Origin of the sequence: Chryseobacterium shigense (assembly GCF_014207845.1) — a bacterium.
GTDB classification, from domain to species: domain Bacteria; phylum Bacteroidota; class Bacteroidia; order Flavobacteriales; family Weeksellaceae; genus Chryseobacterium; species Chryseobacterium shigense_A.
The window spans coordinates 2,045,050-2,069,586 of sequence record NZ_JACHLC010000001.1 but is presented as its reverse complement, the minus strand read 5'-3'; the positions used below and the strand labels follow the sequence as shown (position 1 = coordinate 2,069,586).

The following is a 24,537-nucleotide window of genomic DNA, read 5'->3' as shown; positions in this document are numbered from 1 at the left end:
TAAAATATTCAGCAAAAACTATTTTTTCACTGTTTTAGCTTTTAAATATCTGTAGGTTTCTATTTGAGAACGGCATTCCTTCTTATCATTCCTTACATACTCGTTGCTCAGTTTTTTATCTAAAATCCGGGCTTTTACGTTATCTCTCAACTGAATGTCCAGAATGTCTTTCAATTCTTTTTTAAGACCCTTATCTGTAATCTTTGCAGCGGCTTCAATTCTGTAATCCAGGTTTCGGGTCATCCAGTCCGCAGAGGAAATGTACATGTCTTCCGCCCCTTTGTTGTAAAAATACATTACCCTTGCATGTTCAAGATATTCATCAACAATGCTTATGGCTTTTATTTTTTCTTTAAATTCTTTCTGATTAACAGCGCAGTAAATTCCTCTTACAATAGCTCTTGTCACCACTCCGGCATTGGCAGCTTCATATAGTTTTTCGATAAGGGCCCTGTCGCTCATGGAATTAACTTTGACAATGATCTCAGCTTTTCTCCCGGCTTTGGCCTCTTCAATTTCCTTATCTATATGATGAACGATCTTTTCACGCATGAATTGCGGGCAGACCATTAAGTTTTTGCAGGTTTTCAGAACCGGAAGATAGTCGTCCTTCGGTTTTTTCAGAACATTGAATACCTTATTGATATCTGCCATAATACCCCTGTCAGAGGTCATCAGCAAATGATCTCCGTAGATACGGGCAGTTTTTTCATTGAAGTTTCCGGTACTCACAAAACCGTATTGAATGGTTTTGTTATGTGATCTTTTCTTAATTATACAGAGTTTGGCATGTACCTTTTTATTCGGAATGCCTACGAGAACAGTAATTCCCTCAGGTTCAAACATTTCTTTCCACTGCAGGTTGGATTCTTCATCAAATCTTGCCTGAAGTTCCAGCATTACCGTTACTTCTTTACCGTTTCTTGCGGCATAGATGAGAGCATTGCTGATCTTTGAGCTGCTGGCGAGACGGTAGGCCGTGATCTGAATGGATTTTACATCGGGGTCCATTGCAGCTTCACGCAGGAGGTCAATAACCGGATTGTATTTGTGATAAGGAAAAGTGAGCAGGACGTCTTCTTTTAAGATAACATCTGTCACCCTTTCGCCATGTTCAAATGCCTGATGGGTAAAAGAAGTTCTTTCTACCGGTCTTGCATATGTTTCAAAAACATCAGGAAAATCCATAAAGTGTTTGAAATTATGGATTTTTCCTCCGGGAATAATGCTGTCTTTCTTTGTTAAATTTAATTTTCTGATCAAAAGCTCCAGCAGGGCTTTGTCCATATCCTTATCAAAGACAAACCGGGTCGGCTTTCCTTTTCTTCTGTTTTTAAGCCCTTTTTCTATTTTCTCTGCGAAATTGGTCCGGATATCATTATCCAGCTCAAGCTCGGCATCTTTTGTTACTTTAAAAGCATTGGCCGCAAATTCGTCATATCCGAAGTATGAGAAAATATGAGGAAGATTGAAGGTAATAACATCTTCCAGCAGCATAACGTTTTTTTCTTCCGGATCTTCTGTTGGCAACAGGACAAATCTTCCTACAAAGCGTGACGGAATTTCAATAATGGCATAATTACTGGAATACTGCCAGTCTTTTTTTCTCATGGCAACGCCCAGGTATAAACTTTTGTCCCTCAGATAGGGCATTGGTGTATTTTCGTGAAGCAGGATTGGGATCACATTGGATTCTACCACTTCATCGAAATACTGCCTTACAAATTCTTTTTGTCTGGTAGTCAGGTTTTTAGAGTTTTTAATGAAAACTTTATGGCCGGCCATTTCAGACTGAATATGTTTCCATGTCTTGTCAAAGTTCTGCTGTTGCCTGATTACAATTTCATTAATCCGCTGAAGAATTTTTGAAGGCGGCTGGTAGAAAGATTCGGCAATTACTTTTTCTTTAAAATCCATTGCGCGCTTTAATCCGGCCACACGTACCCTGAAAAATTCATCTAAATTGTTGGAAAAAATTCCCAGGAAACGTATTCTTAAGTGCAAAGGGACATTTTCGTCCATAGCTTCCTGTAAAACCCTCTCATTGAAAGCAAGCCATGTAATATCTCGCGGATTGAAGTGTACTGACATTCTAAAGTTTATATTTCATCAAAAATAACAATTCGTAAAGTTTAATTCACATTTCTAAGGTTAAACTTTAATTAATTTTTTAAGATTTTTAATATTAAAACTGTCTTGAATAGTATCATTTAACATAATCTGGCAAATATTTTCAACCTTGTCTATTTTTCATTCTGTCATTTTGTCACAAAAAGAGAGATGGTACAGATATTGAGAAATTGAGAGTGTAAATTAAAATATAAAAATTAGAAAAAATATAAATATTATGAGTAAAATAATTGGAATTGACCTAGGAACAACCAACTCGTGTGTTGCTGTAATGGAGGGGAAAGACCCTGTTGTTATTCCTAACGCAGAAGGTAAAAGAACAACTCCGTCTATTGTAGCATTTACTGAAGATGGTGAAAGAAAAGTAGGGGATCCTGCAAAAAGACAGGCTGTAACGAATCCAAAGAAAACTGTATACTCTATCAAAAGATTTATCGGTACTCATTTTAAGGAAGATGCTAAAGAAATTTCAAGAGTGCCTTATGAAGTAGTATCAGGACCAAATGATACAGTAAAAGTAAAAATCGACGACAGAGAATATACACCACAGGAAATTTCAGCTATGACGCTTCAGAAGATGAAGAAGACTGCTGAAGATTATCTTGGTCAGGAAGTAACAAGAGCGGTAATCACTGTTCCGGCTTACTTTAATGATGCACAGAGACAGGCTACCAAAGAAGCAGGAGAAATTGCAGGCCTTAAAGTAGAAAGAATCATCAACGAACCTACAGCTGCAGCTTTGGCTTACGGTTTGGATAAAAACCATAAAGATCAGAAGATCGCTGTATATGACCTTGGAGGTGGTACTTTTGATATCTCTATCCTTGATTTGGGAGATGGAGTATTCGAAGTATTGTCTACAAACGGTGATACCCACCTAGGTGGTGATGACTTTGATGATGTGATCATCAACTGGATGGCTGATGAATTCAAAGCTGAAGAAGGTGTTGATTTAAAATCTGATGCCATTGCATTACAAAGATTGAAAGAAGCTGCTGAAAAAGCTAAAATTGAGTTATCTTCTTCTCCTCAGACTGAAATCAACCTTCCGTACATCACGGCTACGGCTACAGGTCCTAAGCACTTGGTTAAGACTTTAACTAAGGCTAAATTCGAGCAGTTATCTGCTGATCTTGTAAGAAGATCTATGGAGCCGGTTGCTAAAGCATTAAAAGATGCAGGTTTATCAACTTCAGATATCGATGAGGTAATCTTAGTAGGTGGTTCTACAAGAATCCCGATCATTCAGGAAGAAGTGGAAAAATTCTTCGGAAAAAAACCATCTAAAGGAGTTAACCCTGATGAGGTGGTAGCAATTGGTGCTGCTATCCAGGGAGGGGTATTGACAGGAGACGTAAAAGACGTATTACTTCTTGACGTTACACCACTTTCTTTAGGTATCGAAACAATGGGATCTGTTTTCACTAAATTAATTGACGCGAACACTACCATCCCAACTAAAAAATCTGAAGTATTCTCTACAGCTTCTGACAACCAGCCAGCTGTGAGCATCAGAGTAGGACAGGGGGAAAGACCAATGTTCAATGATAATAAAGAGATCGGTAGATTCGACCTTGCAGATATTCCACCGGCACCAAGAGGAGTTCCTCAGATCGAAGTAACTTTCGATATTGATGCTAACGGTATCCTAAGTGTTTCTGCTAAAGATAAAGGAACAGGAAAAGAGCAAACAATCAAAATCCAGGCTTCTTCAGGTCTTTCTGACGAAGAAATCGAAAGAATGAAAAAAGAAGCTCAGGAAAACTCTGCAGCTGATGCCAAGAAAAAAGAAGACGTTGAAATTTTCAACAAAGCAGACGGATTGATCTTCCAGACTGAAAAACAGTTGAAAGAATTCGGTGAAAAGCTTTCTGCGGACAAAAAAGCAGCAATTGAAGCAGCTCACGGAGAATTGAAAACAGCTTTCGAAGCTAAAAATTCAGACGATATAAAAGCTAAAACAGAAGCTTTGGATGCAGCATGGATGGCAGCTTCAGAAGAACTTTATGCAGCAGGACAGGGTGCAGATGCAGGGGCTCAGAACCCTGGAGGTAATGCAGGAACAGCAGATGATGTACAGGATGCTGATTTCGAAGAAGTGAAATAATGATTGATTAACATCAATTGGAAATAATTATAAAACCGCTGTGAACATTATGTTTACAGCGGTTTTTTTATTCCTAATCCCTCAATTACAAAATTCAACATTTGTGTCATATTTATGCTGACGGTTTTCAAAGCCAGCCGTGCCTTCGCCTAGCTGAAAGATTTTACATGATATTTAAAAGAGAAGAATAAGCTATTTTTATTAATTTTTTTGATGATAAAAATTTGGCTTGTTTTATGCTATATTCACCAAGTTAATTAAAAAAAAATGACAATATGAAAAAGAAATTGTTCACCTTATTAGCCTTTGGACTATTTGCAACGGCTATTAATGCTCAGGAAACTGTAAAACAAGAAACAAAAAATGTAGGCAATGCCATTCAAAAAGGAGCAAAGGCAACAGAAAAAGGAGTGAAAAATGGTGCAGGATGGGTTGGAGATAAAACCCGGAAAGGGGCAAAAGCTACAAAAAAGGGTGTTAAAAATGGTGCAAATTGGGTTGGCAAAACCGCTACCAAAGGCGCAAAAAGTGTTAAAAATGTTGCTGTAAAAGGAGCAGATGCAGTTTCAGATGGTTATAAAGATGTAAAAGCAGATTTAAAAAAATAATTTTTCTGAAGAAATAGTAAGAAACGACTTCAACAAAGGGAGTCGTTTTTTTATTATTATATTTCCTGATTATTTCTAAAAAAGCTCCTCAAACAAATTGTCTGAAGAGCCTATTTACAAATTAAATTATTTCTTACTTACCGAAAAAGATCTGGTCCTGTTTCTGCTGTTGGTTGTAAATAACCAGAAAGCTGTCCGGCATATACTGATAAAGAAGTTTCCAGTGTTGAATCTTGGTATGCTTTTTAAAGCTTTCCAGCGACCTTACAAACAGGTTTTCAATGACAGTTCTCACATAAGAATCGGCATTTCTGTAGATCCAGTCCATCAGTTTGATGTGATGGGCTACAATGTAAATCTTAGATTCCTGCAACATATCCTTTAAATAATTGACCGTAGCCTGAATAACACCGGCAAAATTTTCCTGAACAGATAACTGCGTGATCTCATTCCGGAGTGGTGCATAGAAAAATTTTAAGTATTCAACAGCTATTTTTTTATTGATAGCCTGCATTTGTACTTTCATCATAATTAATATTTTTCAGTACTTATCTTGCAGCGAAATGCGTACCAAAACCTATAGTACAGCAGCAAAAATAAAAACACCTATAATCACGGCAATATGAGTGAGCAATACCTCTGTATTGTGCCTGTTGGTGGTTGTTTTCCATGTTTTCCAGTCGGATATTCTTCTGATTTTTGTTTTCATAACTTGTTGAATTTGAGTAGCTTTAATTTTGATATAAAAAGTGATTCTGTAATGAAACGGATGAAAAATGTAATAAAACTTTATATGCCATGATTGTAAATCTGTCTCGAATAAATCTGCTGTAAATCCTTTGAAATGTGACTAAAGATCACTTTCCTGTATTCTCCGCCGCAAAAAGCTGTAAAATTGTCCAGGGAATAAATGAAAATTCCTTCCACTGCATTTTTTAAAGCAATATCTCCGTTTGTGTAAATTTTATCCATTTTTTGAAGGCTTTCGAATAAAATATTTTGATCGTTATATCGGATCATATTTTTAATACGTTCCGTGAAAATTTGGATCACGCTGTATGAGTTTTGCGGTGCATCTTTCATAAGTTCATTTTCAAAGTCAGGAATGATTTCTGCAATTTCCTGAACGGCTTCTGTATAGTTCATATTGAATGATTTTGTTCTTAAAGTTTAATGATGATTCCAAAGACCAACACAATAAAAAAAGCTATAAGAAGTAAATGGTAAGGTTTCAGCCATTTCGGGGTTTCCGGCCCTTTACTTTTTAATCTCCTCAGCTTGTAAATACGGTTTAAAGTCTTTAAATCCATTGTGTATATTTTGAAGATGATGAAGCGAATGATGTTCCTTTGAATATAAATTTGTTTTAATTTATTAAAAATCAGAATGTTGTAGGTTTTATGAAAGTGATTGAAATCAAAAAAATCATGTCAAAATGATAAGGTTTTATCAAAACGAACAGCATACATGATCATCTGCTCAATCCGTAAAACCTGCGGAAACTAAAAATATATTGTCTTTTTATGGAGATTAATACCTTATTGGCTCTATGGATTGAGCAGATTTTTTTAATATTTAATTGCAGATACAGCTGAATTACTATATGAATTTTTGGCTTTTGAGATTATCTTATTTGTATGATGGAAAGAATAGAATCAATATCTTTGCACTCCAAATTATTCAGGACATGTTTTCAAAAATTATAGTACACAGAGTAGGAAATAAAATCAACGGAGAATCTTTAACACTGTCTCAGGAAGAGCTGAAGCTGGAGGAAGGAATGGCAGAACTGCTTGAAGATTACTTTTTAGGTTCTTTTAAATCAGAAGAAACTTTTCACTTTTACAGTGATACTTATCTGGTTAATAATCCTGTATACAGCTCTATATCTGAGATTTTTGAAGATAAAGCTAAATTTCTATGGGAATCCGAAAATATTGCCAAGCATCTTTTCGAAGCAGCAGAAAACCCCAGAGTTCAGGGAGGAGAGCTGTTTATTGTTCTTTTTGAAGAAGAAAGCGACCGTCCGGATAAAGTAGATAAAATCGGGATCTTTAAAACAGAAAAAAGAGAATCTTTCCTGAAAATTTCGCCTCAGGAAGAAACTTTTGACATTGAAAAAGACCAGGGAATCGGTTTGTCTAAAATTGATAAAGCTGCTTTGATCTACAACAACGACAAAGAAACGGGATATGTACTTTCTGTGGTTGATAACAACAAAAACGGAGACATGTACTACTGGTTCGAAGACTTCCTGAAAGTAAAACAGCGTGATGATGAATACTTCCACACTCAGGAAGCTTTGATGGTTTATAAAGATTATATCACCAAACAGCTTCCGCAGGAATTTGAAGTTTCAAAAGCAGACCAGGCAGATTTCTTAAACAAATCCATCAATTTCTTCAAAGAAAAAGAAGAATTTAAACTGGATGATTTTGCCAATGAAGTTTTGGGAGACCAGCACGTCATCGAAAGCTTCGTCAATTTCAAAACAGATTATGAGCAGGATATGCAGGTGAATATTGCTGAAGAATTCCCAATTAGTGAAGCTGCGGTAAAGAAAACCCAGCGCCATTTCAAAAGTATTATCAAACTGGACAAAAATTTCCATATTTATATCCACGGTGACAGACAGAAACTTGAAATGGGAGAGGACGACAAAGGGAAATACTACAGACTTTACTTTGATAAAGAAGTTTAAGAAAGTATAACGATAAGAAGCAAAGAAAGCTGATCTGTAAATTTGCTTATCAGCCTTCTTTGCCTATTTAGCCTTTTCGCCTGAAAAACAAAGCTCTTCCATATTCATAATTCATTCTGGCAATATTCAGTACAGAAATTCCCTGTGGACATTCCACTTCACAGGCTTCCGTATTGGAGCAGTGCCCGAATAATTCTTTATCCATCTGGGTAACCATATTCAGGACACGTTCGCTCCTTTCCTCTTTACCTTGCGGAAGCAGAACCATATGCGTAATTTTTGCAGAAGTAAATAAAGCAGCGCTGCCATTTTTGCAGGTAGCCACACATGCTCCACATCCAATACAAGCTGCAGCATCGAAAGCTTCCTCAGCAGTTTGATGGGTTACGGCAACAGCTGTGGCATCAGGAGCCTGTCCTGTATTAATGGAGACAAAACCGCCCGAAGAAATAATCCTGTCAAAAGCAGACCTGTCTACTTTGAGGTCTTTCTTGACAGGAAAAGCCCCTGCCCGGAAAGGTTCAATCAAAACCGTTTCCCCATCCCTGAAAGAACGTAAATGAAGCTGGCAGGTCGTTGTATTTTTTAAAGGGCCGTGGGCAATTCCGTTGATCATCATGCCGCACTGTCCGCAGATTCCCTCACGGCAATCGTGATCGAATTCTACAGGCTCGTCACCTTCAGTAATGAGTTTTTCATTTAAAGTATCCAGCATTTCCAGGAAAGACATATGAGGATTGAGTTCTTTCAGGTCGTAACTGACCAGTTTTCCCTCACTTTGTCTGTCTTTCTGTCTCCATATCTTAAGATGTAAATCCATAATTTTTTGTGTTTTAGTTGAAGCAAAGATGGCTAAGAAGCTTATAAAGGAAAGTTTTTTTGCTTAAAATTTATTCTCTTTATCAGCTTTCTATGCCTTTTATGTTATTTGTAACTCCTCACCGTTGGTTGTATTTCCTCAAAAATAAGCGGTTCTTTTATCAGTTCAGGTTCATTGTTTTCGCCTTTCCATGCCCACGCAGAGATAAACTGATATTCAGTATCATTTCTCAATGCTTCTCCGTCCGGGGTCTGAAATTCTTCCCGGAAGTGAGCCCCGCAGGATTCATTTCTGGTTAATGCATCATAGCACATTAATTCTCCAATTTCGAAATAATCGGCAACACGGCCAGCTTTTTCAAGTTCCGTATTCATTTTGTCCCCCTGTCCGGAAACCCTTACATCTTTGTAAAATTCCTGCTTTAACCTTCTGATTTCTTCGATAGCGTATTTCAGACCTTTTTCATTTCTGGCAAGGCCACAGTAATCGTATAGAAGTTTTCCCAATGTTTTATGGAAATAATCAACGGTTTTAGTTCCTTTGATGTTCATGAAATCCTGAATCTGTTGTTTTACCGCTTGTTCTGCAGTTTCAAATTCAGGGGTATCCGGTGAAATCTTCCCGGTATGAATTTCATTGGCTAAATAGTTGGCAATTGTGTACGGAGCAATAAAATATCCGTCCACGGAAGCCTGCAGAAGCGAGTTGGCTCCTAATCTGTTGGCTCCGTGGTCTGCAAAATTAGCTTCTCCCAATGCAAACAATCCGGGGATAGTGGTCATTAATTCATAATCTACCCAGAGGCCACCCATTGAAAAGTGGGCAGATGGTGAGATCATCATGGGTTCATTATAGGCATTGTATCCCGTGATCTTAAGGTACATATCAAATAAATTTCCATATTTCTCCTTGATCTTTTCTTTTCCCTGTTCCTGTATTGCTTTGGAAAAATCAAGATACACAGCGTTTTTCAAAGGTCCGATGCCATAGCCGGCATCAATTCTTTCCTTAGCGGCACGGGATGAAATATCCCTTGGAGCCAGGTTTCCAAATGCAGGATACCGTCTTTCCAGATAATAATCTCTTTCGTTTTCCGGAATATCATTGGGCTGCCTCGTTTCATCAGCTTTTGAAGGAACCCAGATTCTTCCGTCGTTACGCAATGACTCTGACATCAAAGTCAGTTTAGACTGATAATCTCCAGATTGAGGAAGGGAAGTAGGGTGCACCTGAATCCAGCTTGGAGAAGCCATCAAAGCTCCTTTTTTATGAGCCCGCCAGATTGCAGAGCCATTGCAGCCCATCGCTAAGGTTGAGAGATAGTAAATTTTCCCATAGCCTCCGGTCGCCAGAATAACGGCGTGTGCCGCATGTCTTTCAATTTCTCCAGTATCTAAGTTTCTGACGATAATTCCCCTTGCTTTGCCGTCAATCATAACAAGATCGAGCATTTCATGTCTTGAATAGAGTTGTACCGTACCTTTTCCGACTTGTCTCATCAATGCCTGATACGCTCCCAGAAGTAACTGTTGCCCGGTTTGTCCTCTTGCATAAAAAGTCCTGCTCACCTGAACGCCACCGAATGAACGGTTGTTAAGATAGCCTCCATACTCACGCCCAAACGGAACGCCTTGTGCTACGGCCTGATCGATGAGGTTTAAAGAACATTCTGCCATCCGGTAAACATTGGCTTCACGCGCACGGAAATCTCCGCCTTTTAAAGTGTCAACAAACATTCTGTAGATGCTGTCACCATCATTTTTATAATTTTTAGCCGCATTCACGCCACCTTGTGCTGCTACGGAATGTGCTCTTCTCGGGCTGTCCTGGAAGCAGAATGATTTGACGTTATAGCCCATTTCTCCTAGAGAAGCAGCAACAGAACTTCCGGCAAGGCCTGTTCCCACAACAATAATATCCAGTTTTTTGCGGTTGGCGGGGTTGACGAGTTTGGCTTTCTTTTTATAATTATCCCATTTTTGTTCTAACGGGCCCTCAGGTATTTTTGAATCTAAAATCATGACTTTTCTGTTTAATTGGATGTAAAGAATACATAAACAGGCATCAGCGCGAAACCTATGCTGATCACCACTGAATATACAATTCCGACGGTTTTGAACCATTTTACAAACTTGGGATGATAAAGTCCCAGCGTTCTGGCTGCACTGTGAATTCCATGGATCAAATGATAACAAAGCGCCGCCATTGACAATACATAAATAATGACGTACCACCATTCTTTGAAGACTGTCACGACAAGAATATACAGGTCTTTATTTCCGTTTTCATCCAGTGGAGTGTTTCCAAATTTGTAGACGTACCAGAAGTTTTGGAAATGAATGACAAGAAAGATCAGGATCAGAGTACCTAAAATTCCCATATTGCGGGAATACCATTTGCTGGCTCTTCCGCGCCTTTTCGACTGATAGCTGCCTCCCGATTTTTTATTTTTTAAGGTAATGATAAGTCCGTCCAAAGCATGCAGAATAATACTTGCATACAGTACGTATGAAACTATCTTGATCAGAATATTCCCAGACAGAAAATGTGAGTAAGCATTAAACTGCAGGTGCGCCTGCTCCGGAGGAAGAAACAGCTGAAGATTTCCCAGGAAGTGGATCAGCAGGAAAAAGCTCAGGAAAAGTCCTGTAAGGCACATCAGCATTTTTCTCGACAAGGTTGACAGCATATTTTTGATTTAAATAATTAATAGTATCCTAAAACTTTCATCCAAAGTCCTCCGATTACCATATAGATGATAAGTAATACGATCCCGATTTCAAGACCTCTCAGCCACCAGGCTTTTAGTTCAACATAACCGCTTCCGTAGAATACCGGGGCCGGGCCATGACCGTAATGGGTAAGTACCCCATAAATTGAGCCCAGGAATCCAAGCATCATAGCCAGCAGCATCGGCGGAATTCCCAAAGAAACACCAACTCCCAGTAAGGCCGCATACATGGCAGCCACATGAGCTGTTGCACTCGCAAAAATATAATGACTGAAAAAGTATACGACAATAATTACCGGAAAAGCAACCTGCCAGCTTAATCCACCTATTTTTACTTTAATAAGATCACTGAACCAGCCAATGAAACCAAGCTCATTTAAAGAACTGGCCATCATCACCAGAACGGCAAACCAAACAATGGTGTCCCATGCCCCTTTTTCGCCTTTAATATCTTCCCAGGTCAGTACTGAGGTTAATAACAATAAAGTAAGACCTATGAAAGCTGTAGTGGTAGCATCAATAGACAGTGCTCCTCCAAATATCCAAAGGGCTAAAAGAATAAAGAAAGCCAATAGCATCAGCCACTCATTTCTGGAAATAGGCCCCATTTCTTTTAGTTTCTGAGCTGCCATTTTAGGTGCATCGCCTGTTTTTTTCAGTTCAGGCGGGTATAATTTGTACAAAACCAAAGGGACAACAAAGAATGCCACTAATCCCGGAACGAAACCGGCAGCAGCCCATGACATCCAGGTGATATTGATTCCTAGATTGGCTGCAAATTTCTGGCACATCGGGTTACTTGCAGTCCCGGTAAGGAACATGGAAGAAGCGATGAGGTTCATATAATAACTGTTCAGGGTAAGGAAAGAACCTAATTTTCTGTGGGTTTCCGGTTTTTCAGGAACAGAATCAAAGCTTATGGCCATAGATTTCATGATGGGGTAGATAATTCCGCCTCCTCTTGCGGTATTACTGGGAATAGCAGGAGCCAGGCAGACATCAGCAAGTCCAAGTCCGTAAGCCAGTCCGAGAGAGCTTTTACCGAAGATCCTGATAAATAAAAAAGCAATCCGGTTCCCTAGTCCTGTTTTGATAAATCCTCTGGCAATAAAGAATGATATCCCGATCAGCCAGATTACTTTATCTCCGAATCCGGAAAGTGCTTTCGTAATTGATTTTCCTGCATCTCCGGGAGCCACAACCTGCGTAAGGGCCGTAAATGCAATAGCCATCATACACATGGTACCCATTGGAGCTGCTTTGAGAATAATTCCCAGGATAGTTGCCGCAAAAATAGCAAACAGATGCCAGGCATTTTCAGCGACACCTTCTGGCGCGGGGATAAACCAGATGGCCAGTGCAACGGCAAATGTTATCGCGATATTGGTGATATTAATTTCTTTCATGATTTAAAATTTAAGCGGTTAAAATCTGCTCTGTACCTGAACGATGAACAGATTGTTGTTGTATTGTGATGTATTTTCCACCTGGAGTTTGTAACGGTCAAACTGTACACCCAGCTGGATTCTTGCTCCATAGTTTTTGAGGAATTCCAGCCCGAACATAGGAGTAATGGTCTGTCTTGGATTGGAGTTCAACCTGAAATTGGTATCCAGGTATTCATAACGGCAAGACAGTTCAAAGGCGCTGAGGTTTTTGTGATTGATCTCGTACCTTAGATTGGGAAGGAAATAAGCTCCCCGGATCAGGTATTGGTCAGGATTGGAAGGTCTCAGTTCCGGATCAATTGTGTTATAAAGTACATGGTTGGTTGCCTGTTTGGCTTCCAGTTGCATATCAAGGCTCCATTTTGGATCAAACTGGATCATAGAGCTCAGATCAATCCCCACTGCATATACTTTTTTGCTCATAACCTCGCCGATACCGCCATTCAGGCCGACATTGAAATTATATTTTTTTGACAGGCCAAAAACCAGTCTCGTAGAATATTGCTTTCCATTGTCATTATCATTAATCTGATTTTTTCCATTTCCATTGACAACTGAAACGGCATATTGAAACGGGATTTCACCCAGCTGAAGCTGTCCTGTTGCAGAAAGTCCGATCTGGAAGCTTGTCCAGCCCAGTTTTCCAAATTCTGTATATTGGTTGGACCAATCCAGAGATTTAATGATATCAATAGGATAAGTCTCTTCAATCCCGAACCAGGGTCTGAACTGCCCGGCGGTAAAGGCTAATTTGGGACTGAAAGTATATTTCAGATAAGCATTTTCAAGTACCCTGCTTTTGGGATCGTTTTTAAAGTCGGCAAGATTGGCAAGTGCTACCACTTCGGTTCTTTTACTGATCTGCGCACGTACCTGAACCCTCATGTATTTGAGCATGAAATTATTGCTGGTTCCTGATCCGTCTGCATGATGCAGGCCGTTTACATCTACATCTTTGGACATACCTACGAGGTAACGTGCCTGAAAAAGACCTTTGATCTGGAGGACAGGATATTTCACCTGGTCTTCCTCCTGCTTGTCGGGGCGGAGTGAATCCTGGATCTGTGCACTGACTGAAAAAGCAGCCAGTAAAGCACATAGTAAGAGGCATCTCTTTTTTATTGAAAAAAGGGTCATAGTATTTGTGTTTAGTGAATGTATTATTTAAGAGCCGGGAAATTTAAAAGAAGTGATTACTTAAAATCCCTGTTCACTTTTCCGTTGTAGGTCTGGAAATTGTAACTGTGCAGTTTTCATATTCATTCCTGATGCAGGGATGAATGTGAGAATAATTAAAGGGAACTTTTTCATAGCGATATTATTTGAATTTAAGTGAAGGTTTTATTAAAAATAATGTAAAAAAGATCAACAATCTTTAAATGTATTCATTATTTGGTGATATAAATTTAATAAATTTTGTTTAATTAACATAATTATTTAAGTTTTAATCTTGGATTTGTGCGATGAATCATGATCTGAAAATCAGACTTGACCTTTCATGAAAATTTTACTATATTATAATTCAAAATCTGTAATGGATATTGATAAATCAGGATCATCCGACAGGTGAAATCCAGGCAGAACTTCACTCATTAATTACAGGGATAATGGTGTTTTAAGGACTTCCGTGATTTCATACCACAAAGTAATATGCCGTTAAAAAAATCATTATATTTGATAGATTAAAGAAAAATATGAATTTTGTAGAGTGTCATGAGGAGCCCATCCATATTCCTGGGTATATACAAAGTTTCGGATACCTGTTTGGCATTGATGCAGAGTCGCACTCCATTACTTTTTTCAGCAGGAATATCACGGATATATTCGGAATCGGAAATGCAGAACAGCTTTTCGACAGGAGGCTTACGGATTTTCCTGAAATCTTCCGGCCTGTTATTGATTCGGATCTTTATGCTTCCCTTCATAGCTTTACAAAAAGAGAAAATGAAACCCACTTTGATAAGGTATTTATTGGGGAAAAAGAATATCATTTTTCTGTTTTCAGAAGCGGTAAACATATCTTCCTTGAGTTTGAAGAGGTACTGGAAAATCCGAATAAACGTATTTCCAATAAGTATGATAATTTCTATGCTATAGACAATGAAAAGGAAATTTGGGAACAGCTGCTGAGCACACTTTCTAAAATTGTGAATTATGACCGGATGATGGTTTATAAATTTATGATGGATGGTTCAGGAAAGGTAGTGGCAGAAAGAAGGCATAATCATATGGAGAGCTACATGGGGCTTCATTATCCGGAATCTGATATTCCCAGACAGGCAAGAGAGCTTTATTTAAGAAAAAGAAAAAGAATATTCAGTAACGTATATGCAGAAACGGTTCCGCTTATAAGCAGGTCTAAAGAAAACATAGATCTTACTTTTGCGGCTTCCCGTGGAATGTCGCCTATTCATGGGCAGTATATTAAAAATTCCGGAGCGGCTTCCAGTTTCAGTATATCTATTATTATTGATGATTATCTTTGGGGACTGGTTACCTGCCAGAATTCTGAGTTTAAACATATTGACCTTGAAGATAGGGTACAGGCCGGAATTTTCACGGCTTTGGCTTCCAATGCCTATTCTTCATTCAAATCTAAAAATGAACTGAAATACCGCCTGGAACTGAACGAAAAAGCATCTCAGCTGAAAGCGGAATTTTTGAAACATAACAATCTGTTTGATTCCCTTGCAGAAAATAAAGGAAAGATCATGAAGCTGCCTGAAGCGGACGGTCTTGCTATTATTTCAGAAGGAAATACAGTCACTGTGGGAGCAGTTCCTGAAAATGAAACAATTGATGCTGTTGCTCATTGGGCCCTTGAGAATACGACGGAAAGTATTTTTGTAAGCAGGAGTTTCCTTAAAGATTACGGAAAGGAACTGAAATTAGATGAAAATGTTGCGGGAGTCATTATCTATTTTATTGAGAGAAGTAAGAAAGAAATGCTGATCTGGTTCCGTAAAGAGTTTGATGAACATATCAACTGGGCCGGGAATCCTGAGAAAAAAATTGAAATATTCATGAAAGATGGGGAAGAAAAACAGATGGTCTCGCCAAGAACTTCTTTCCATATTTTTACAGAGAACATTAAAGGAAATTCAAAGAGGTGGAATTCCCGGAATGTCAGTTCCGTGCAGGCTGTAAGGGACGTAATCCTGGAGACTTCACATAAGCAGTATAACGCGATCAAAGCGCTGAATAATGAACTGAGACAGGTAAATGAAGAGCTTGACAGTTTTTCATATACAATTTCGCATGATCTGGGAACTCCTCTTACTGTAATGAAGCTGAATGCACAGATGCTGCTTGCGAATTTTGAAGAAACAGAAAAAAATAAAAATAAGCTGAACTCTATTGTTGAGGAAATCGACAATATGGCGGAAATGATGCACGATGTACTTCAGCTCAGCCGGGCCAAACACAGTGAGATAGAGCTTGAGCGTCTGGCTCCTGTGAATATGATCCGTAAGATATCGGAAAATGCAAAAATCACTTTCGACAGTCCGAAAACTGAAGTTGTGATCAAAGAATCCCCTGAAGTGCTTGCGGATAAAACGATGCTTAACCAGGTATTTCTGAATGTCATCAATAATGCCGTAAAATATACTTCCCACCAGGAAGAGCCAAAAGTGGAAATCCGCGGAACCGTGGAAGGTGAAACTGTTGTGTACAGGATTTCGGACAACGGCATTGGAATTCCTGAGCAGGAAAAACATAAGATGTTCAAAATTTTTAACCGGATGGATAATGCCAAAACATTCAAAGGAAATGGAGTAGGATTGTCTATTGTACACAGAATTATGAACCGGATAGGGGGAAATGTGGATTATGAGAGCAATAAAGAGGGAACATGCTTTATTTTAACGTTTAAAAAACCGTAAATTTGGGAAACTTTAAAACCTTACTTATGGTATCAGAGTATCTTAAGCAGAATACAGCGGAATATCACGATGCTGCGGAGAAACTTTTCAATTCTGAGAAAATTTTTAATAAAACCTTCACACTGGAAGATTACAGAAAGATCATCAATACCAATTACCTGATGCTTCTTCACAGTGAAGATAAAATATTCAGAAGTCTTTCGGATAAATATTCGGAAAAGCTTCAGCTTAGCAACAGAAAGAAACTTTCTCTTATTGAGAAGGATCTCGAAAGTCTTTCTTTGGAAAATCAGACGGCTTCCCACAATCTGGAATTTGATAACGAACATGAGGCTTTAGGAGCAATGTATGTGATTGAGGGGTCTACTTTAGGTGGAAATGTAATTGCAAAACAGCTTTCCAAAACAGAAGGTTTTGATAATATCACCTTCAATTTCTTCGGATGTTACCAGGAAAATACGGGACCGATGTGGAAAAACTTTAAAGAGGTTCTGGACACTGAAGTTGCTGAGGAAAACTATAATGAAGTCCTGTCGGGAGCAAAAAAACTATATAAATTTTTACTGAACGTCAATTAATTATATTGAACCCCAATTACATTCCTGAAAAATTGCCTATTTTTTCAGGAATTGTTAAATTTGGGGGTTTCAATTTTTAAACTGAACTAAAAAATAATTTAAAAAAAGTATACAATATGAAAGTAACTGTAGTAGGTGCAGGCGCTGTAGGAGCAAGCTGTGCAGAATACATCGCAATGAAAAACTTCTGCTCGGAAGTAGTTTTAGTAGACATTAAAGAAGGATTTGCTGAAGGTAAAGCAATGGATTTGATGCAGACAGCATCTCTTAACGGATTTGATACAAAAATTACCGGAACAACAGGAGATTACAGCAAAACTGCAGGTTCTCACGTAGCAGTAATTACTTCAGGTATTCCAAGAAAACCGGGAATGACAAGAGAAGAATTAATCGGTATCAACGCAGGTATCGTGAAAGAGGTTACTGAAAACCTGGTAAAACATTCTCCGGAGGTAATCATTATTGTGGTTTCTAACCCAATGGATACCATGGCATATCTTGTACACAAAACTTCAGGTCTTCCTAAGCACAAAATCATCGGAATGGGTGGTGCACTGGATTCTGCAAGATTCAAATACAGATTGGCTGAAGCACTGGAAAGCCCTATCTCTGACGTAGACGGTATGGTAATCGCTGCACACAGTGATACCGGAATGCTTCCATTATTAAGCAAAGCTACAAGAAATGGTGTTCCTGTAACTGAATTCTTAAGCGATGAGCAACAAAAATATGTAATCGAGGAAACTAAAGTTGGAGGTGCTACATTAACAAAATTATTAGGAACTTCAGCTTGGTATGCACCAGGTGCAGCAGTTTCTGTAATGGTTCAGGCAATTGCCTGCGATCAGAAAAAAATGATCCCTTGTTCTTTAATGCTTGAAGGCGAATACGGACAAAACGATATCTGCTTGGGTGTTCCTGCCATTATCGGGGCAAACGGAGTGGAAAAAATTGTTAACTTAACGCTTACTGCGGACGAGCAATTGAAGTTTGCTGAAGCGGCTAACGCTGTAAGAGAAATAAACGGAGATCTTAAGTTTTAATCAAATTAAACTTTATATTAAAAATCGCGCCCAAAGGGCGCGATTTTTTATGTATTTATTTTAAAATAAATTCTGCTTAGAAATTGTGTTTCTATTTGGATAATTCTTTATAAACGAAATCAAGATCTTGAAATTTCAATTTACTAAATTTATCACCAGGAACCTGAAGTCCATTTAAAGTAGTAAAAAGTATGGAATAGTCAGTAGAGCCAAATTCCTTCTGCATGATTCGGTCTGCCTTCTCTTTTGTTACTATAACCGTTTTTTTGTATTCGTTATAATATTTTTTCTTGTTATTGAGATCAATAGGAATTGATGTTATCGTAATTTTGTTAATCGGAGTTTGAGCAAACGACTGAAATGCAGCATATACAATGTCCCTTTTAACTATATCATTGATCATTTTGTCTGAATCATTCTCCAAAATAGGTTTTGAAACCTGAATATGTAAGTTATTTTCATCATTATTTATAAATTTTAATGTTCCCTGCTCAACTGTAAAATCATGAGCATCTTCCAACATTTCTTTTACAGACTTATATTTTTTTAGCTCAGATGGATTTATTTCTTTAGTCTGGATTGTTACAGCTTCATCTTCACCTGTTATGGTTTCATTCTTTTTATCATTGCTGCAACTTATTAATGCATAGAAAGATACAATTAGAAATATTTTTTTCATAGTAAATATTGGTTTTTTTATTAGCTTATAAATATATAATTTTTATTGATCGTATGATTATGGAAACTCACATTCAGGATTTTACAAGCTACGATTTTTAAAGATTGTGAGGATTTAAAGGATAAGTGAAAGATATTGTTTAAAAGAGTTCAGGGCGGCCGAAGGCCGCCCTGAACTCTTTATAGTAGATTCATTTTATTTGTTTTAAAACTTCTAATAACTCAGGGATTTTATTTACCTGTGATTCGGTCCAGAAATAATGGTCATTATCAATTATACCAGAATCTTTTAAATAAATTGAAATTCTTTTTGTATTTTTTTCAATATAAAAATTGAAAGAAATTTCCTTAGAATTGAAAATATAAGTTGTGGACTGTTTTTTTTCTGTCTTATCATTTATGTTGGGTATAACATATAATTCTATAAACTGAATAAATTCTTCTACTTCATTTAAATCAAGCCATGAAGTTTTAAAAAAACGTCTTGACTTTCCCATAAAATCATATTTTGCATCCATGTCTATCTGAATAGATTTCATTTTCTGATTTGTTTTTAAATCAATTGCTTCAACCGGAAAGAATGAAACTTCTTCTCCAATGCCTGATTTAAAATCAGCGGTAACATTCCAATTTTTATTGACTTGGGTAAAATCAGCACCATTAATGAATTTTCTTGTGCTGGAATTTGATTGATCTTTTTGCTGTGCGGAAAAATGTAAAAAAAGCAAAAAGAATGAGGTTGTAATGATTTTCTTCATAGGAATTTGTAGTTTGTAATTTTTAAATATAAGAATATTCGATCATTGGAAATTATGGAAACCCATATTCTTAAAAATATAAATTGTTTCGGCGCGGCTGAAAGCCGCGCCGAAACCCACTTACTGTAAAATTCTAAATGTTTATACTACTTTATTTTGTTCACAAAACCGGTTACAGCATTTACGAAATCCTTATTCTTTTCATAATACAGAAGATGTCCGCCATCAATAGAAACCACCTTCTGATCCGGAAATTGAAACGTTTTATAATGTTGAGTTCCTACGGCTTTATCCCTTTTTCCGGTAATAATTAATGTCGGAACCTTAATATCTTTAGTGATTGGAGCATAATTTGCATAATACTCCGGGAAATCTTTAGGCTTGGAAATAACGGCCATACCGAAATCTATAATTCTGGGATGAAGAGAATCTATTTTATCCATTTGCTTGATGGTTTCAATATCTTCGGTGAGAAATTTGTACCCAATTCTTTTCTTTCTCAATGCAGCACTGACTTTTGATAATTCTGAAGAAAGACTGTCTTCGGAAATTATTTTATTCTTTTGTTGAAGAAGGCTGTTTCCGTATTCTATCTGTTCTTTCAGAGATTCGTTATTAAGAAAATGAAGCGTGATATTAGCTAGGATAAGTCCTTTTGTATGTTGCGAATATTTTTTAGCATAGTTTACTGCAATAATTCCCCCGAAAGAATGAGCCAGCAGAAAAACCTTGTCAAGCTTCAGATGTTGCCTCAATTCTTCAATGTCCTGAACCATTGCTTCCAGATGGTAATTTTCTGATGTCCCGGATTTTCCTGATCCCCGCTGATCCATGTAAATCATTTGCATATTTTTTTCCAGATTGTTTCCTCCCAACAGCTCAAAAGAAGCGTATCCCTGGCCGGGGCCTCCCGGAATATAAATGCAGGCTTCTCCTTTTCCTGAAACTTCATATTTAATTCTGACATGGTCGGAGGTTTCAAAAAAATCTTTATTGCCATGACTCTGGGCGGAGACAAAAATAGCTGTAAGAAAAAGAAATATAATTGATTGGATCGTTTTCATATTATAATAACAGTTAAGTAAGATGGTTTATTACTTATAAAAATACAAAAACAGAATCCGGTCATTTAATCTGCTGTGAAGTTTGCACATATCTGCAGATCCTTTTAAACTGTAAAAATATCATTTGAAAAGCTCATCAGTTATCAGGATGTATGTTTTGATGATAATATTACGGCTACAATATTGAAAAATTGCATCAATCTAAATGAAAATCAAGCGGATAAGTTATAAATTTACAATACAAAGAGAGCAGCAATGCACCTCTATAACCATTAATATATACAGCATGAAAAAAACAGACGGAATGCATGACAGTGTACAACAGCACGATAAGTTGGGCATACAATTCAATTCAGCTGAAAACCCTTACCTTTCTGCTGATATTCAGCAAAAATTCCTTCAGCCCGGTAAGTTGTCTTCATATTTTATTGTACTGATTGAAAGTGGTTCCATCCGTTATAAATTGGATTTGCAGGACATTACTCTCACAGACGGACAATTGCTTTTTGCAATGCCCAATCAGGTTTTTACACCGCCGGATAATACAGATGGTCTTAAATATTTTAAGGTGCTGTTTGATGAAAACACCTTGGCATTGCTTCCGCAGCAATTTTCTTTTTTAGTCAATCCTTTAAACACGCAAAAAATAATATTTGATGATGTCACGAGGCAACGTATACAAAAAGTTTTTGAAATTTTAAATCAATTGCTTCAAACAGATAAAAACCAACCGGATACAGAAGTAGTATTAGCTTATTTGAACTCATTACTGACAGAATTAAATAGCGCCTATTTCAAAAATAAAGAACCCGTAAATATTTTAAACGCCAACCTGTCAAAATTTATTGAGTTTAAATTAGCGGTTGAAACACATCTCATTGAGCAGCCTTCCATCAATACCATTGCTGAAAAACTAGCCCTTACCACCAATAGTTTATACCGCATTGTAAAAGAATATTCAGGTGTTTCACCCAAGAATTTTTTTACTGGCCGCCTGATGATAGAAGCACAGCGAAAACTGCATTATTCTAATCTTTCCGTAAAAGAGCTTGCTTACGAGTTAGGGTTTAACGATGCAGATTATTTTTCTAAGCTTTTCAAAAAATGTACAGGAAAAAGTGTGACCGAGTTTTTAGAAAACACCCGGGATTTGTCGGGTAAATAAAATGATTTGTCCATCTCACTTCTTGTTTGGCACCATACATTTGCTTCATAATTTTAAAACAAAGAAATGAAATCAGCATTAGTAACAGGAGCAAACAAAAGCATTGGCTTTGAAGTAGTAAAGCAGCTTGCTCAGAAAGGAATTTATGTTTACCTCGGCAGCCGCAACTTACAAAACGGTATGGCAGCCGTTGATAAACTGAGAGCGGAAGGGCTCAACAATGTAGAAGCTATTCAGCTTGACATTACAGATGACGAATCAGTAAAAAATGCCCGTTCAGAAATAGGCAGTAAAACAAAAGTACTGGACATACTTATTAATAATGCAGGTATTTACGGAGGGTATCCACAAACTGCACTTGACGCAACTATTGACCAGTTTAAAGCAACTTATGATGCAAATCTTTATGGCGTAGTAAGAGTTACGCAGGCATTTATTGATTTGCTGAAAAAATCTCCGGAGCCCCGTATTGTAAATGTAAGCTCAAGCCAGGGTTCGATTACCCTTCACAGCGATCCTGCATATAAATACTACGACTACAAAGGAGTTGTGTATCTTTCTTCAAAATCAGCGATGAATATGTTTACCGTTGTTCTGGCCTACGAATTAAAAAACACCGCTTTCAAAATAAATGCTGTTTGTCCGGGATATACCAAAACAGATTTCAATGGTCACCGCGGGCCGGGAAGTATAGAAGATGCCGGGAAAAGGATTGTAAAATATGCTTTGATTGGTAATGACGGAGCCACAGGGAAATTTTTTAGTGAGGAAAATAATCCTGAAACCAGTGAAATACCGTGGTAAAAACCGATAAAACAAAAACTTTACTACACTGAAATTGACAGTGTTCCACAAAGAAATCAAAATATAAAAGATATTTAAATTGACTATACAATATCGGTTGTATGGATATGAAATAAAAACGCACCGGACAGGTGCGTTTCTAATAAGTATATGAAAACATTCAGCTAAAAGACTTTCTAAATTCCAGAGGAGAAAGGCTTGTTTTACTTTTAAATAATTTACTGAATGACTGAGGATGCTCAAACCCCAATTCGTAGGCTATCTCACTAACCGATAACCGGGTGGTGGATAATTTTTCCTTTGCTTTTCCGATCAGTTTTTCGTGAATATGCTGTTGGGTATTCTGGCCGGTAAGTACTTTTAGCAGTCCCGTTAGATAACCCGGAGATACATTCAGTTGGTCCGCGATATACTGAACGCCTGGAAGTCCTTTGGTAACCAGATCTTCACTGTTAAAATAATCGGTAAGTACTGTTTCCAGGGAATCAAGGATTTTATGGTTGGAAATTTTACGGGTGATAAACTGCCGCTGGTAAAAGCGTTCCGAATAATTAAGCAGGGTTTCAATCTGTGAAATAATAATATTCTGGCTGAATGTATCAATATTGGAATGATATTCCTGATGAATATTCTGAACAATATTATAAATTACATTTTCTTCTTTTTCGGATAGAAACAAAGCCTCATTCACGGAATAATCAAAGTATTCATAATTTTTTATGGTCTTTGCCAAAGGAGTGTGCCAAAGAAAATCAGGATGAATGAGCAGGATCCATCCCGTATGTTTCACAACCGAATCCGGATCTCTTTTAATCCTGAAAACCTGTCCCGGAGCCATAAAAAACATAAAGCCCTCATCAAAATCATATTGCTGCTGACCGTATTTTATTTTGGTGGCAGAAGTTCTTTTAACGGAAATAGAATAAAAATCCAGTATCCAGCTCAGTTCGGTTTCCTTTGCATCATCCTTTATTTTACTGTAATCTACAACACTGATAAGCGGATGCTCAGGTTTTGCCAAACCCCGGAACTGATGAAATTCACTGATGGTTTTGATTCTTACGGGCTGTTTCATATCACAAAACTAGTTATTATTGATGATACGCTGCTGCAAATTCTTCTGCAAAATCTTTCAGCTTTACCTTTCCTAAAACAGGTTGGTGCAGGTAATAGTCTTCATATAAAATACCGTTTCCTCTTGCTGCATTCATTTCCACAAAACCTTTGGCTGTTTTTGGGTTCATTCCGGCGTTCACCATGCCATTCAGGAGGTCTTCATCAGAAACAGTAAGCCATTTAAGATCGTTTTTTCCGATGGCTTTACCCAATGTTCGGGCAATTTCGTCAGGTGAAATTTCTTCACTTGCAATGTAGCGGATCTCTCTTCCGTTGAATGGTTTTTCAATTTCCTCAGCAATTGTATGGGCAATGTCGAGAGGTGAGACCCAGGGCTCTTTTTTATCCCCTCCATAATTCTGGATAATTAAGTTTTGTGATTTAATTGTGGGAATGAAGGAAAACATATTGTAATAAAATCCGACCGGACGCATGAATTTTATAGAAACATCTCCCGGAAGTTCATTTAATATTTGTTCTACATTATAATGAAAGGTAAGAATACCGTTTCCTTCACTCATATGTGCTCCAATGCTGCTCAGATGAATAATTTTTTTTACTCCTGACTTTTCAAAAGCCTCTTTGTAGTTTCTTCCGATTTGGGTATTGGCTTCTATGAAATCAACAGTATGATCAAAAAAGACCCCGGCATTCAGAGCTTCCATGGCATATACCATATCTGCCCCTCTGAAAGTTTCCGCTAAAAAATCTACATTTTCCATAGACCCGATCGTTGCTTTTGCTCCTAAAGCTTCAATTTCAGACTGTCTTTCATTGCTGCTGCTGATAACGGTTACAGAATGTCCTTTGCTAATTAATTCTTTCGTCAGCGGTTTGCTGATATTTCCTAATGAACCTGTTACGATAATTTTCATTTGACTTTGTTTTTTGTTGAAACAAAA

The 24,537-nt window shown here is 37.6% G+C and carries 22 protein-coding genes; 8 read left to right on the top strand and 14 right to left on the bottom strand.

The features are described 5' to 3' along the window. Positions 1-18: 18 nt before the first annotated feature. Positions 19-2,091 carry a polyphosphate kinase 1 gene (gene ppk1 / locus HNP36_RS09575; protein ID WP_184158090.1) on the bottom strand — a complete coding sequence of 691 codons (2,073 nt, stop codon included), beginning with the start codon at positions 2,089-2,091 and terminating at the stop codon, positions 19-21. 256 nt (positions 2,092-2,347) lie between these two features. Between ppk1 and dnaK the strand changes: the two genes are divergently transcribed. Both dnaK and HNP36_RS09565 read left to right on the top strand, forming a co-directional pair. Continuing rightward, positions 2,348-4,237, top strand: coding sequence for a molecular chaperone DnaK (gene dnaK, locus HNP36_RS09570; protein WP_184158092.1), 1,890 nt, complete (start codon positions 2,348-2,350; stop codon positions 4,235-4,237). 275 nt (positions 4,238-4,512) lie between these two features. After that, positions 4,513-4,845: a hypothetical protein gene (locus HNP36_RS09565; protein WP_184158094.1), complete on the top strand. Its 333-nt coding sequence runs from the start codon at positions 4,513-4,515 to the stop codon at positions 4,843-4,845. Positions 4,846-4,978: 133 nt separating this feature from the next. Here the strand turns inward: HNP36_RS09565 and HNP36_RS09560 are convergent, their stop codons facing one another. From HNP36_RS09560 to HNP36_RS09555, 3 genes are all read right to left on the bottom strand, one after another. Continuing rightward, entirely contained in the window at positions 4,979-5,374 is a 396-nt protein-coding gene (locus tag HNP36_RS09560) for a hypothetical protein (protein WP_184158095.1), read from the bottom strand. Positions 5,375-5,422: 48 nt separating this feature from the next. Then, a complete protein-coding gene (locus tag HNP36_RS19300; RefSeq protein ID WP_262889252.1) occupies positions 5,423-5,554 on the bottom strand; it encodes a hypothetical protein in 132 nt (43 codons plus the stop codon). A gap of 80 nt (positions 5,555-5,634) precedes the next feature. After that, entirely contained in the window at positions 5,635-5,991 is a 357-nt protein-coding gene (locus HNP36_RS09555; RefSeq protein WP_184158097.1) for a hypothetical protein, read from the bottom strand. A 541-nt stretch (positions 5,992-6,532) separates the two neighbouring features. Here HNP36_RS09555 and HNP36_RS09550 point away from each other — a divergent pair. After that, on the top strand, positions 6,533-7,546 hold the full coding sequence (locus HNP36_RS09550) for a nucleoid-associated protein (RefSeq protein ID WP_184158099.1): 1,014 nt from the start codon (positions 6,533-6,535) through the stop codon (positions 7,544-7,546). A gap of 67 nt (positions 7,547-7,613) precedes the next feature. On the opposite strand, the gene HNP36_RS09545 is transcribed toward HNP36_RS09550, so the two are convergent. The 5 genes from HNP36_RS09545 to HNP36_RS09525 all read right to left on the bottom strand — a co-directional run bounded on the left by HNP36_RS09545 (position 7,614) and on the right by HNP36_RS09525 (position 13,682). Then, positions 7,614-8,366 (bottom strand): succinate dehydrogenase/fumarate reductase iron-sulfur subunit, encoded by a 753-nt coding sequence (locus HNP36_RS09545; protein WP_184158101.1) that lies wholly within the window; start codon positions 8,364-8,366, stop codon positions 7,614-7,616. A 104-nt stretch (positions 8,367-8,470) separates the two neighbouring features. Continuing rightward, the gene (locus tag HNP36_RS09540; RefSeq protein WP_184158103.1) at positions 8,471-10,387 is read right to left on the bottom strand and encodes a fumarate reductase/succinate dehydrogenase flavoprotein subunit; all 1,917 of its coding nucleotides are present in this window, start codon (positions 10,385-10,387) and stop codon (positions 8,471-8,473) included. A gap of 11 nt (positions 10,388-10,398) precedes the next feature. Next, positions 10,399-11,055: a succinate dehydrogenase cytochrome b subunit gene (locus tag HNP36_RS09535; protein WP_184158105.1), complete on the bottom strand. Its 657-nt coding sequence runs from the start codon at positions 11,053-11,055 to the stop codon at positions 10,399-10,401. A gap of 17 nt (positions 11,056-11,072) precedes the next feature. Then, positions 11,073-12,503, bottom strand: a complete 1,431-nt coding sequence (locus HNP36_RS09530) for an anion permease (protein ID WP_184158107.1) — start codon at positions 12,501-12,503, stop codon at positions 11,073-11,075. An 18-nt stretch (positions 12,504-12,521) separates the two neighbouring features. Continuing rightward, positions 12,522-13,682 (bottom strand): porin, encoded by a 1,161-nt coding sequence (locus tag HNP36_RS09525; protein WP_184158109.1) that lies wholly within the window; start codon positions 13,680-13,682, stop codon positions 12,522-12,524. A gap of 557 nt (positions 13,683-14,239) precedes the next feature. Between HNP36_RS09525 and HNP36_RS09520 the strand changes: the two genes are divergently transcribed. The 3 genes from HNP36_RS09520 to HNP36_RS09510 all read left to right on the top strand — a co-directional run bounded on the left by HNP36_RS09520 (position 14,240) and on the right by HNP36_RS09510 (position 18,050). Next, positions 14,240-16,429 (top strand): ATP-binding protein, encoded by a 2,190-nt coding sequence (locus HNP36_RS09520; RefSeq protein WP_184158111.1) that lies wholly within the window; start codon positions 14,240-14,242, stop codon positions 16,427-16,429. Positions 16,430-16,455: 26 nt separating this feature from the next. Next, positions 16,456-17,007: a biliverdin-producing heme oxygenase gene (locus HNP36_RS09515; protein ID WP_184158113.1), complete on the top strand. Its 552-nt coding sequence runs from the start codon at positions 16,456-16,458 to the stop codon at positions 17,005-17,007. Positions 17,008-17,123: 116 nt separating this feature from the next. Then, entirely contained in the window at positions 17,124-18,050 is a 927-nt protein-coding gene (locus tag HNP36_RS09510) for a malate dehydrogenase (protein WP_184158116.1), read from the top strand. Positions 18,051-18,141: 91 nt separating this feature from the next. On the opposite strand, the gene HNP36_RS09505 is transcribed toward HNP36_RS09510, so the two are convergent. The 3 genes from HNP36_RS09505 to HNP36_RS09495 all read right to left on the bottom strand — a co-directional run bounded on the left by HNP36_RS09505 (position 18,142) and on the right by HNP36_RS09495 (position 20,550). Then, complete coding sequence (locus tag HNP36_RS09505) at positions 18,142-18,729, bottom strand: hypothetical protein (RefSeq protein WP_184158118.1); 588 nt, start codon at positions 18,727-18,729, stop codon at positions 18,142-18,144. A 190-nt stretch (positions 18,730-18,919) separates the two neighbouring features. Further along, a complete protein-coding gene (locus HNP36_RS09500) occupies positions 18,920-19,486 on the bottom strand; it encodes a hypothetical protein (RefSeq protein ID WP_184158120.1) in 567 nt (188 codons plus the stop codon). 146 nt (positions 19,487-19,632) lie between these two features. After that, positions 19,633-20,550: an alpha/beta fold hydrolase gene (locus tag HNP36_RS09495; RefSeq protein WP_184158122.1), complete on the bottom strand. Its 918-nt coding sequence runs from the start codon at positions 20,548-20,550 to the stop codon at positions 19,633-19,635. A gap of 463 nt (positions 20,551-21,013) precedes the next feature. Between HNP36_RS09495 and HNP36_RS09490 the strand changes: the two genes are divergently transcribed. Next, complete coding sequence (locus tag HNP36_RS09490; RefSeq protein ID WP_228456301.1) at positions 21,014-21,715, top strand: helix-turn-helix domain-containing protein; 702 nt, start codon at positions 21,014-21,016, stop codon at positions 21,713-21,715. Positions 21,716-21,781: 66 nt separating this feature from the next. Then, a complete protein-coding gene (locus HNP36_RS09485) occupies positions 21,782-22,519 on the top strand; it encodes an SDR family oxidoreductase (RefSeq protein WP_184158126.1) in 738 nt (245 codons plus the stop codon). Positions 22,520-22,679: 160 nt separating this feature from the next. Here HNP36_RS09485 and HNP36_RS09480 read toward each other — a convergent pair whose 3' ends face one another. Together HNP36_RS09480 and HNP36_RS09475 are read right to left on the bottom strand one after the other, a co-directional pair. Beyond that, the gene (locus tag HNP36_RS09480; protein WP_184158128.1) at positions 22,680-23,594 is read right to left on the bottom strand and encodes a helix-turn-helix domain-containing protein; all 915 of its coding nucleotides are present in this window, start codon (positions 23,592-23,594) and stop codon (positions 22,680-22,682) included. A gap of 16 nt (positions 23,595-23,610) precedes the next feature. Further along, on the bottom strand, positions 23,611-24,510 hold the full coding sequence (locus HNP36_RS09475) for an NAD(P)H-binding protein (protein WP_184158131.1): 900 nt from the start codon (positions 24,508-24,510) through the stop codon (positions 23,611-23,613). Positions 24,511-24,537 lie beyond the last annotated feature (27 nt).

Bases quoted from the DNA above. Each gene is read 5' to 3' on its own strand.
- ppk1 (WP_184158090.1), bottom strand. From the start codon at position 2,091: ATGTCAGTACACTTCAATCCGCGAGATATTACATGGCTTGCTTTCAAT.
- dnaK (WP_184158092.1), top strand. From the start codon at position 2,348: ATGAGTAAAATAATTGGAATTGACCTAGGAACAACCAACTCGTGTGTT.
- HNP36_RS09565 (WP_184158094.1), top strand. From the start codon at position 4,513: ATGAAAAAGAAATTGTTCACCTTATTAGCCTTTGGACTATTTGCAACG.
- HNP36_RS09560 (WP_184158095.1), bottom strand. From the start codon at position 5,374: ATGATGAAAGTACAAATGCAGGCTATCAATAAAAAAATAGCTGTTGAA.
- HNP36_RS19300 (WP_262889252.1), bottom strand. From the start codon at position 5,554: ATGAAAACAAAAATCAGAAGAATATCCGACTGGAAAACATGGAAAACA.
- HNP36_RS09555 (WP_184158097.1), bottom strand. From the start codon at position 5,991: ATGAACTATACAGAAGCCGTTCAGGAAATTGCAGAAATCATTCCTGAC.
- HNP36_RS09550 (WP_184158099.1), top strand. From the start codon at position 6,533: ATGTTTTCAAAAATTATAGTACACAGAGTAGGAAATAAAATCAACGGA.
- HNP36_RS09545 (WP_184158101.1), bottom strand. From the start codon at position 8,366: ATGGATTTACATCTTAAGATATGGAGACAGAAAGACAGACAAAGTGAG.
- HNP36_RS09540 (WP_184158103.1), bottom strand. From the start codon at position 10,387: ATGATTTTAGATTCAAAAATACCTGAGGGCCCGTTAGAACAAAAATGG.
- HNP36_RS09535 (WP_184158105.1), bottom strand. From the start codon at position 11,055: ATGCTGTCAACCTTGTCGAGAAAAATGCTGATGTGCCTTACAGGACTT.
- HNP36_RS09530 (WP_184158107.1), bottom strand. From the start codon at position 12,503: ATGAAAGAAATTAATATCACCAATATCGCGATAACATTTGCCGTTGCA.
- HNP36_RS09525 (WP_184158109.1), bottom strand. From the start codon at position 13,682: ATGACCCTTTTTTCAATAAAAAAGAGATGCCTCTTACTATGTGCTTTA.
- HNP36_RS09520 (WP_184158111.1), top strand. From the start codon at position 14,240: ATGAATTTTGTAGAGTGTCATGAGGAGCCCATCCATATTCCTGGGTAT.
- HNP36_RS09515 (WP_184158113.1), top strand. From the start codon at position 16,456: ATGGTATCAGAGTATCTTAAGCAGAATACAGCGGAATATCACGATGCT.
- HNP36_RS09510 (WP_184158116.1), top strand. From the start codon at position 17,124: ATGAAAGTAACTGTAGTAGGTGCAGGCGCTGTAGGAGCAAGCTGTGCA.
- HNP36_RS09505 (WP_184158118.1), bottom strand. From the start codon at position 18,729: ATGAAAAAAATATTTCTAATTGTATCTTTCTATGCATTAATAAGTTGC.
- HNP36_RS09500 (WP_184158120.1), bottom strand. From the start codon at position 19,486: ATGAAGAAAATCATTACAACCTCATTCTTTTTGCTTTTTTTACATTTT.
- HNP36_RS09495 (WP_184158122.1), bottom strand. From the start codon at position 20,550: ATGAAAACGATCCAATCAATTATATTTCTTTTTCTTACAGCTATTTTT.
- HNP36_RS09485 (WP_184158126.1), top strand. From the start codon at position 21,782: ATGAAATCAGCATTAGTAACAGGAGCAAACAAAAGCATTGGCTTTGAA.
- HNP36_RS09480 (WP_184158128.1), bottom strand. From the start codon at position 23,594: ATGAAACAGCCCGTAAGAATCAAAACCATCAGTGAATTTCATCAGTTC.
- HNP36_RS09475 (WP_184158131.1), bottom strand. From the start codon at position 24,510: ATGAAAATTATCGTAACAGGTTCATTAGGAAATATCAGCAAACCGCTG.